The following is a 9,070-nucleotide window of genomic DNA, read 5'->3' as shown; positions in this document are numbered from 1 at the left end:
ATTTTTTCTTACGTCTTACGCTTGGTTTTTCGTAATGTTCTCTTTTACGAATTTCCTGCTGGATACCAGCTTTAGCGCAGTTTCTTTTAAAACGACGTAAAGCGCTATCTAAAGTCTCGTTTTCTTTTACGATTACATTTGACATAGTCTCACACCTAACCTCCCTCCAGTTGTAGATTGTGCATAATACAACTGTACGGGTATTTTTATTGCACTAATAGTTATTATATCATATTTTTTACATACGTCAACTAATTTTGCATTTTTTTCGAATACAAATTTCAAACTTCCCTAAAACACCAATCTTATTATGTTTTTCATAGATTAACCATGCATAAAATGTTATACTTTGTTTAAAGATGACTAAATAATAATATGCTAATCAAAAACTGTCATCTTATTATTATTCAGTTTTAGGGAGAAAGTTATGATACAAATTTTATTAGTGGAAGATTACGAAGCATTAAGAACTGAGTTAACTGAAGTTCTGATGGCGGAAGGCTATAAGGTCTTCCCTGCCAATACCCTCATGTCCGCACTGCACACTTTCAGAAAACAACAAATTGATTTGTGTATTCTGGATATCCGCTTACCGGATGGAGATGGTTATAGCCTATGTCAAAAATTCAGAGCTGTCTCTGATGTCCCAATTATTTTTCTGACCGCTCTGAATCAAGAAGAGCATATCATCCATGGCCTAGAAATTGGTGCAGATGATTATCTTAGTAAACCTTTTCGGCTTGGTGAATTTCTGGCAAGGATAAAAGTCCAGTTAAAAAAACATAATATACAAGAGCAACAAGGGGTTATCCGCCACAGCGGCAATTTGACATTTGATATACAAAATTATACAGTCAAAAGCAATAATCAAGAAATAAACCTGTCTCCTGTGGAGTTCCTGCTTTGTATGGAATTAATCTCTGCCAAAGGCGCAGTGGTTAACAGAAATCAGTTACTGCAGCTGCTCAGTGATAAAACAGGCAGTTTCCCTGAAGATAATACACTTACAGTATATTACAGCCGGATCAAAAAGAAAATCAGTACTTTCAATGGATGTGAATATATAGAAACCGTCAGAGGCTATGGCTATCGTTGGGCAATAGCAATTTACGAAAAAGAAAGGCGGCAATATGAATTGGAAAGATGAACGTAATTTCAGAAATATAATCCTGTCAGCTGTTCTAACAGCAATTCTTTTCTTCTGCCTGCTCTTCTATTCCTTGTTTGTTATGGAGAAAAGGTATGAAAGATATGAAAACGCAGCATTAGGCCTCATCATACAGGAGTATGGAAATCCGGATAATCAATTTATCAACCGCTTGCTTTCTCTAAATGAAACTGGTGCCGAATTAGAAGGCAGGAATTATTTTAATGATCATGGCTATGAAATCACCCGTTCTCTTGTTATGTTGGATAGAATGAAAAAAAATGTTTTATTTCCATGTCTGGGCATATTCCTTAGCACCTGCCTTTTTCTTTTTATTACCAGAAGAGAATTATGCTATTTTTATAGAAGCCTCCAGAACCTCAGTATAAAAATCAGAGCCATAAACCATTTTTCCAAAAATACGGATGTTCATCTACCTGAGCCTGGTATATGGAAAGAAATCACCCATAATATAAAATGGGTTTCCGATCGAATAGATTGGATGGAAGCATCTCGATTCTTTGAAAAACAGAACATAAAAAAAGACTTCGAAAATGTGATACATCAGCTTAAAACTCCGTTGACAGCATGTTGTTTATACATTGAAGGTCTTCAGCAAAAAGAAATTGATCCAATAAAAAGTAAAAAACTACAATCATGCCTTACTCAATTAGACAAAATAAATAATATCATCCAGGAGCTATTATCTCATCCGAATAGGGTGAATGAAACATCTGTCTTCCTCTACCGCCATAATCATATAAAGCATACAATAGAACATGCCTGGATTAGACTGACTCCTTTAGCGCTCCAAAAGAACATAACCGTTCAATACGACGGTTTGGAAAATATCGAATTTATCTATGATGACAGATGGATGACAGAAGCTTTTGAAAATCTGCTTAAGAACAGCATTCAGGCGGCCTATCAAAATAGCGTTATTAACATTCATTTAATGCGGAATCCTGGTAATCTGAAAATAGAAATAAGAAATACCGGGGAACTACTAAAAGAAAGAGATCTTATTAAAATTTTCGAAAGATACTATTCCATTCTCCCCAAGGATCAGTCCGGACATACCGGAATTGGCCTTCATATGGCAAAATCAATTATCTCAGGGCATCATGGTACTATTTCTGCTGAAAATAGAATTGACGGAGTATGTATCATCATTTCTCTTCCTGTATTAACGGGTTCTGATACCTACGAGCATGAAATCTGATACCTGCACTGTGAATGGCTGTTTGTCACTGAATTGTAAGGTTTATGTATTATAATAAAATTAATATGAAAACGCTTTAGCGCGTGTTTGACAATACTTTCTTACAGCTGTGCGTCACTATTTGTGTGGAACAAGTTTAGAAAATAGAGAGGTCGCTATATGGAGATTATGTACATAGAAAATGTAACAAAGATTTATCAAAATGGTATCATATCCACACCTGCTTTGCAGGAAATTAATTTATCCATCGAAAAGGGGACGTTCAATACCGTTATCGGAAGAAGCGGATCTGGTAAATCGACTCTTCTAAATATTATGGGAGGTTTAGAATCTCCCAGCGCTGGGAAGGTAATGTTAAATGACACGGATTTAGCAAAACTAAATGAATCCGAACTGGCTGCTGTACGTAGAAAAAAACTGGGCTTCGTTTTTCAGGCATTCTATCTTCTTCCTGAATTTACGCTTTATGAAAATATATTGATACCAACTTTTTTAGATGAACAGGAGGTTGATTCCGCCTTCATTGAAGAGATCCTGGACAGGCTTAATCTGCGGAACAAAAAAAATAATTATCCCGGGCAATTATCTGGCGGAGAACAACAGCGGGCTGCGATTGCGAGAGCTGTCAGTATACGCCCAGATTTATTATTAGCAGACGAACCTACCGGTAATCTTGACATTAAAAGTGGTGGAGAAGTCATGGCGCTGTTAAAATCACTTCAAAAAGAAATTGGACAGACCACTATTATGGTTACGCATGATCTGGACTTAGCCCGCCAGGCAGACAGAATTATTATGCTTGAAGACGGTAAAATCATGAATAAATTTTCTGTATAACAGGATAAGAGTAGTGTCTGATGGAGTACATGTTCTATAAAGGAAAGGTATGAGACGATGAGAATGAATAATTATTCCCTTGCCTGTCTGGGTATCCGAAGAAGAAAAAAAGATACCATTACTATGATTTTTGTATCTGCTTGTGCCATGATTCTAGTATTAGTTGTTTTAATCTTTCAGGATAGTATGCGTAAAACAGAATTAGAACAGAGAAAAAATCTCTATGGTGCCTGGTGTGCATCCGTCTCCATAGCATCTGATTCTATGAAAAATGATTTGAAAGGGCATAAAATAGTAAAAAATGTTGCAAGTATAGAAACATACGGCTACATTGTACAAAACGATAAAGCAAAAGGATGGATAGGATCCATCGATAAAGATACGATTGATATTGGTAGATTAACGCTTTTAGACGGTACATTCCCAGAACATGCTGATGAGATAGCATTGGAAATGAGCGCTTTAAGCAATATGGGATATTCCTATGATTTAGGGCAGAACATAAACTTAACCATTGTCTCTCAAGATAGCCTGGAGATGAAAGAAAAAACTACAGTAAAGTCTTTTCGCTTATGTGGAGTATTACAGGATTACTCTAATTATTGGAAAACAGATGCTTATGCACTGCCTTCTGCTATCGGTATTCCTTCTGCCTTTCAGGATCTTCCTTCTCAAAAGAAACTCTTGGTAGATGTGGAAGAAAAATATTTTCCGGCATTGCAGGATTTAAAAAAAATAACGAACAGAACCTTTTTTGTAAATGATTATACCTATTATGATTTACCTGGTGGAATAAAAAAAGAATCAGATCTGCTGTCGAGTCCAAACTTATTTGTTGCTATTATAAGTGCCTTAACTATATTTTTTCTATGCCAGATTTTCTCCTACTCTTTGCGTCGCCGTAATCAGGGTTTCCGTTTAATGTCTGTTCTTGGCGCCGATGGAAAAAAAATCAGAAGGCTAATTATATGGGAAGCCTTTTATATTTGGACTTTGTCAATTCCTTTTGGTTGTATCTCGGGGCTAGGTATTACTGTTCTAATATTGAAATTACTAAATCAAACAAAAATTATGACCATTTATCCTGATTTTGATATTGGCCACATAGTACTGGGCATATTGATTATCTCTGTCTCTATGTGGGGTGGAATGTGTATTTCCCTTTTACATAACTTTAAACGTAAACAACACAATTCACTGTTTATTCCAAAACCATGCAAAAGAGCTTTTTCAAAAAACGAAATATTTCGACGGGAACGGGTTTTGGATAGAAAAAATTCCTTACTCTCTCTGGCAACCTCTACTTTATGCATGGGAATTATATTATTATTTATTTTTCTTTCGCTGACAAGATATCGTTCATATGAACAATGGAACCATGAGTGGAAGCCAGATTATATTTATGGTTCCACATTGGCGGCAAAAGCTAACCCCCTATACCATTTTCCAGAAGACATGCTATCACAAATCAGCATGGTCTATGGTATTGAAAATGTATGTACTTTGCGTGCAAGTGGGTATCTCCCACTATCTTGGAATAATAAAAGTTCCAGTAATTATGCTAAACAAATAATACGGCAATATTATCCAGAACGTGCTCATACGGCAACTGACAACTCTCTAGACTATTTAACAAGGACAAATGACGTTTTTACTTATGTGTTCGGAATTAACCCAGAGGAACTTTTTTACAATTATTTTGTGAATGAAATTGATGAAGGAGGGATCAACAAAGATAGGTTCACTGATGGAAATGAAATCATTTTGATATTACCAGACTATGAAGATATTGGAGGCACTTCAGTCAAAGAAAATCAGAATGGATTATCTAAATGGAAGGAAACAACACTTTCTCCTCAGGATATACTCAGCATCAAAGGAGAAAACGGGTGGATTGAAGTAAAAATCGGCGGTATTATACGAGAACTAAAAGATAAGTACAAATCAACGATTGGCTACTTAACAGAATTTCCCTATGGCATAATTGCTTCTGACAATTTTTATAAAAAGTTGGAAAATCCCAAAGGCAGATCAACCTTCGAAGCATTATTTGCATATGCCGATATAGATGCCAACTATGAATTAACGGACAGGCAGATGGCCTCCATCCAAAATAGCAGCCCGGACTTTCAGAACTGGAGAATTGAAAAGGAACTTACACAAAAAAGTATGTTTTCCAGTTTAAGCCTTTCAATCATCCTGATACTTTCCACGATGCTTTTAGCAGCCATCATACATTGGAATATTATGCTGGCAAGGGCAGAAAGCAGTAAAAAACGTTGTGGCATTTTCCGGGCGCTTGGAATGGGAAAGAAGGATTTATTATATATGTATCTCAGTTCTTTTTTTCGAACTCAATGTATTTCATTAATTTTGGTTCTTTTTTTAGGTTTCACTATCTGTTTTGGGAAATATTATTTTGATTCTTCTATATTTCTTAACGTGGTGGAGATGACAACATCTGATAAAATATCGTATGTTATATCAAAATTTAATACTCTGGCACCCTGGACTGCACTTACGATAGTTCTACTTATATATCACATCGGAATGTTTATCATTTGTTTGTTTCCGGCGAAAAAATTATTAAGAGAGAGTATTGGGGAGAATATTAAAAATACAAAGTAAATTGAGATATGAAAAAGTGCTGGGTACCCTTAAACTTCATTCTTGGAGTTATGAAGCTTCTTATTGCAGAGCTATATATACTGGTTGGCTATACGGAGCAGCTTCATAAGTTATTCAAAAGATATGTTTGTTAGTATTAATATAACCAATTTTTAATTATCTCTCCTCAAGAAAAAAGAAAACACCGACAAAATGCCGATGTTTTCTTTTTACTTTTACATTTTTATTCACTTTATTTCATCTGGCTCTCCAGCACTTCCTTAGCCTTAGCGATCGCATCATCCACACCTGCCGGGTTCTTTCCGCCTGCCTGTGCCATGTTCGGACGGCCGCCGCCACCACCGCCAACAAGAGCTGCTATTCCTTTAATCAGATTACCTGCATGCGCGCCCTGTTTCATTGCTGCATCAGTCGCCATTGCAAGAAGACTTACTTTTCCGTCGGTTACGGATGTCAGAACAATTACACCCTCACCCAGTTTTTCTTTCAACTGGTCACCGAGATCACGAAGACCGTTCATATCCACATCTGCAAGTTTTGCAGCCAGAAGTTTTACGCCCTTCACCTCTACTACCTGATCCATAACATCTCCAAGTGCATCTTTTGCAAGCTTGCTCTTCAGAGAATCAATTTCACTCTGCATTGCTTTTGCTTCTGCCGTCATATGGTTTAGTTTTTCCAGCAAAGTAGCGGGAGTTGCTTTTACCAGTTTTGCAGCTTTATGCAATTCCTCTTCCATCTCTTTGTAGTATGCAAATACACCGTCACCTGTCAGTGCCTCAATACGGCGTACACCTGCTGCAATTCCTGATTCTGAAACTATCTTAAAGGTTGTGATAATACCGGTATTTGCCACATGCGTACCACCGCATAATTCTTTAGAGAATTCGCCCATGGAAACCACACGTACATCATCTGCATATTTTTCACCAAACAAAGCCATAGCACCGCTCTTTTTGGCTTCTTCCACGTTCATGACTTCTGTCACGACCGGAAGTGCCGCCTGTATTTCTTCATTTACCAGAGCTTCTGTCTTCGTAATCTCTTCTTCTGTCATAGGAGCAAAGTGTGCAAAGTCAAACCGCAGACGGTCTGGGGTTACAAGAGAACCTTTCTGCTCTACATGAGTTCCTAATACTGTCTTTAATGCTTTTTGCAGCAAATGGGTTGCACTGTGGTTTTTACAGGTATTTGTTCTTGTCTTTGCACTCACTTCCAGTGTAACGGTATCATTCACTTTGAACATGCCTTTTACTACTTTACCTACATGTCCAACCTTGCCGCCCAGCAGCTTAATGGTATCTTCTACAGCAAATTCTGCATCTGCAGTCTTAATGATCCCTTTATCGCCTTCCTGTCCACCCATGGTAGCATAGAAAGGAGTCTGCTCAACAAATATTGTTCCCACTTCACCATCTGAAATTGCTTCCACAATTTCTTTATCTGTTGTGAGTACTGTAATCTTAGAAGAAACACTTAAGTTGTCATATCCTACAAATTCCGTAGTCACAGACGGATCTATTTCGTCATAAACCGTAGCATCAGCTCCCATGTAATTGGTTACTTCACGGGCTGCACGGGCTTTCTTTCTCTGCTCTTCCATCTCTGCTTTGAATCCTGCCTCATCAATGGAATAGCCTTTTTCTTCCAGAATCTCTTTTGTCAGATCCAGCGGGAATCCATAAGTATCATACAGGGTAAATGCATTTACGCCTGATAAAATCTTCTCTCCTGCTTTTTCCATATCTTCCTGCATTCCTGCAAGAATCGTAAGACCCTGGTCTATTGTTTTATTAAATTTATCTTCTTCCTGTGTCAGGACTTTGAAGATAAAGTCTTTCTTTTCATCCAGCTCCGGATATCCGTCCTTAGACTCAGCAATAACCGTTGCGCTTAAATCAGCCAGGAATTTACCCTGGATTCCCAGTAAACGTCCATGACGGGCTCCACGGCGGATCAGACGGCGCAGTACATACCCTCTGCCTTCGTTTGTAGGCATAATTCCGTCAGAGATCATAAAGGTTGCAGAACGGATATGATCTGTAATCAAACGGATGGATACATCTGTTTCTTCGCTTTCTCTGTATTTCACATGAGCAAGTTCACATACTTTGTTGCGAAGGGTTGCAATCGTATCCACATCAAAAATAGAATCCACGTCCTGTACCACTACAGCCAGTCTTTCCAGTCCCATTCCGGTATCGATATTCTTCTGCTGCAGCTCTTCGTAATGGCCTTCCCCATCATTTTCAAACTGGGTAAATACGTTATTCCATACTTCCATATAGCGGTCGCATTCACAGCCTACGGTACAGTCCGGGCTGTTACATCCGTATTTTTCACCGCGATCGTAATATATCTCTGAACAGGGACCACAGGGACCTGCACCATGCTCCCAATAATTGTCAGCCTTTCCAAAACGGAAAATCCGCTCCGGAGCAATTCCGATTTCTTTATTCCAGATCTCAAATGCTTCTTCATCGTCCTGATAAACAGAAGGATATAATCTGTTCTCATCCAGTCCGACTACTTTTGTCAGGAACTCCCATGACCAGGTAATCGCCTCATGCTTAAAATAATCACCAAATGAGAAGTTTCCAAGCATTTCAAAGAACGTACCATGACGTGCTGTTTTACCTACATTTTCAATATCACCTGTACGGATACATTTCTGACAGGTAGTCACTCTTTTCCTCGGCGGAATCTCCGCACCTGTAAAATATGGCTTTAATGGAGCCATTCCCGAATTGATCAATAATAAGCTTTTATCATTATGCGGAACCAGAGAAAAGCTCTTCATTGCTAAATGTCCCTTACTTTCAAAATACTCCAGGAACATTTTACGCAGTTCATTTACACCGTATTTCTTCACAAATCTATCCTCCTGATTATCCTTCGTTGTTTCGTCAGACCTCCTTGAGCGTGTTTTAGAATTCATTTTTCAAACACGCTCTTAGATAAGTCATTTACTCTGCCGCCTCTTTCGCATCCTTGCGGTCACGCAGAAACTTGCCAAATCTTATTCCCCCGAATGCCACTGCTGCTACTAAAACCATCTTCACTACAGTTTGTACAAACACTACCCAAAATTCCATTTAGCTACCTCCATAAATTGTGGCTCACAGGCTCCCGCCGGAAGCGGCGTTTATAGCTGCAAACCCGCCAGAGAGCCATGCGTACTTGAAAATTACTTTCTGTACGGCTCTAATCCACCTTAATTTGATGATACCCTTTTT

The 9,070-nt window shown here is 38.3% G+C and carries 7 protein-coding genes; 4 read left to right on the top strand and 3 right to left on the bottom strand.

Translation table 11 applies throughout. The features are described from left to right. On the bottom strand, positions 1 to 145 hold a 145-nt coding region (gene rpsU / locus ACH2DQ_RS22185), incomplete at its 3' end, for a 30S ribosomal protein S21 (protein ID WP_395028368.1). 282 nt (positions 146 to 427) lie between these two features. Here rpsU and ACH2DQ_RS22180 point away from each other — a divergent pair. The 4 genes from ACH2DQ_RS22180 (at position 428) to ACH2DQ_RS22165 (ending at position 5,834) form a co-directional block, all read left to right on the top strand. Continuing rightward, on the top strand, positions 428 to 1,147 hold the full coding sequence (locus ACH2DQ_RS22180) for a response regulator transcription factor (protein WP_394913099.1): 720 nt from the start codon (positions 428 to 430) through the stop codon (positions 1,145 to 1,147). Then, positions 1,131 to 2,369, top strand: coding sequence for a sensor histidine kinase (locus tag ACH2DQ_RS22175; protein ID WP_394913098.1), 1,239 nt, complete (start codon positions 1,131 to 1,133; stop codon positions 2,367 to 2,369). The genes ACH2DQ_RS22180 and ACH2DQ_RS22175 overlap by 17 nt, the downstream gene beginning before the upstream one ends. Before the next feature lie 159 nt (positions 2,370 to 2,528). Further along, positions 2,529 to 3,206: an ABC transporter ATP-binding protein gene (locus ACH2DQ_RS22170; protein WP_394913097.1), complete on the top strand. Its 678-nt coding sequence runs from the start codon at positions 2,529 to 2,531 to the stop codon at positions 3,204 to 3,206. A 63-nt stretch (positions 3,207 to 3,269) separates the two neighbouring features. Beyond that, positions 3,270 to 5,834: an ABC transporter permease gene (locus ACH2DQ_RS22165; protein ID WP_395028365.1), complete on the top strand. Its 2,565-nt coding sequence runs from the start codon at positions 3,270 to 3,272 to the stop codon at positions 5,832 to 5,834. A gap of 232 nt (positions 5,835 to 6,066) precedes the next feature. Here the strand turns inward: ACH2DQ_RS22165 and alaS are convergent, their stop codons facing one another. Beyond that, positions 6,067 to 8,706, bottom strand: coding sequence for an alanine--tRNA ligase (gene alaS, locus ACH2DQ_RS22160; RefSeq protein ID WP_394913095.1), 2,640 nt, complete (start codon positions 8,704 to 8,706; stop codon positions 6,067 to 6,069). A gap of 94 nt (positions 8,707 to 8,800) precedes the next feature. Beyond that, on the bottom strand, positions 8,801 to 8,929 hold the full coding sequence (locus tag ACH2DQ_RS22155; RefSeq protein ID WP_394913094.1) for a hypothetical protein: 129 nt from the start codon (positions 8,927 to 8,929) through the stop codon (positions 8,801 to 8,803). Positions 8,930 to 9,070 lie beyond the last annotated feature (141 nt).

It is taken from the genome of Robinsoniella sp., assembly GCF_034124845.1.
Note: the sequence above shows the minus strand (reverse complement) of the source record. Positions and strands in the feature narration are given on the sequence as shown.

Excerpts from the sequence above, each read along its gene's own strand:
- ACH2DQ_RS22155 (WP_394913094.1), bottom strand. The coding sequence starts at position 8,929 with ATGGAATTTTGGGTAGTGTTTGTACAAACTGTAGTGAAGATGGTTTTA.
- ACH2DQ_RS22165 (WP_395028365.1), top strand. The coding sequence starts at position 3,270 with ATGAATAATTATTCCCTTGCCTGTCTGGGTATCCGAAGAAGAAAAAAA.
- ACH2DQ_RS22170 (WP_394913097.1), top strand. The coding sequence starts at position 2,529 with ATGGAGATTATGTACATAGAAAATGTAACAAAGATTTATCAAAATGGT.
- ACH2DQ_RS22175 (WP_394913098.1), top strand. The coding sequence starts at position 1,131 with ATGAATTGGAAAGATGAACGTAATTTCAGAAATATAATCCTGTCAGCT.
- ACH2DQ_RS22180 (WP_394913099.1), top strand. The coding sequence starts at position 428 with ATGATACAAATTTTATTAGTGGAAGATTACGAAGCATTAAGAACTGAG.